Below are 521 nucleotides of genomic sequence, written 5' to 3'. Positions count from 1 at the left end.
GACGCCACGCCGCCCGGGAAGCGGCAGCTCATGCCCACGATCGCCAGCGGTTCGGCGTCGCGCTGCTCCAGCTCGCGCACGCGGCGGTTGGCCGTGCGCAGCTCGGTGGTCACCTTCCGCAGGTAGGTGCGAAGCTTCTGTTCGTCGGTCATGGATCCGCCCCGAGCGTTGTCAGCGTTTTCGGTCATGCCGACCCGAGCTCCTTGTCGATCAGTTCGAACATGTCGTCGTCGGACACCGCGTCGAGGTCGTCGTCGGCCCCCTGGTCGGTGTCGGCGGGCTGACTGCCGCCGGCCGCGCTGAGCACGGTCCGCAGCCGGTTGCTGAGGTAGCGCAGCCGCGGCTCGACCTCGGCCAGCCGGTCGCCGTCGTTGGCGACCGTGATCAGCAGGCCTTCGAGCCGCTGGAGCTCCTCCTCGAACGGCGAGGGCGCCTTCTCCTCCGGGCCGCCGCCGATCTCGGTGAGGAGCAGCTGGGTGACCGCCATCGGGTTCGGGTGGTCGAAGACGAGCGTGGCGGGC

General features: G+C 70.6%; 1 protein-coding gene and 1 pseudogene. Both read right to left on the bottom strand.

What is annotated here, in order from left to right:
* A partial coding sequence (locus RKE29_RS30360) for a polyketide synthase docking domain-containing protein (RefSeq protein ID WP_312008909.1) occupies positions 1-188 on the bottom strand: 188 nt, incomplete at its 3' end.
* Positions 185-521 (bottom strand): annotated as a pseudogene (locus RKE29_RS30355) (hypothetical protein); the annotation flags it as partial. The pseudogene RKE29_RS30355 and the gene RKE29_RS30360, both read right to left, overlap by 4 nt.

The organism is Streptomyces sp. B1866 (genome assembly GCF_031932565.1).
Lineage (GTDB): Bacteria > Actinomycetota > Actinomycetes > Streptomycetales > Streptomycetaceae > Streptomyces.
This window is presented reverse-complemented; position numbering and strand designations above follow the sequence as displayed.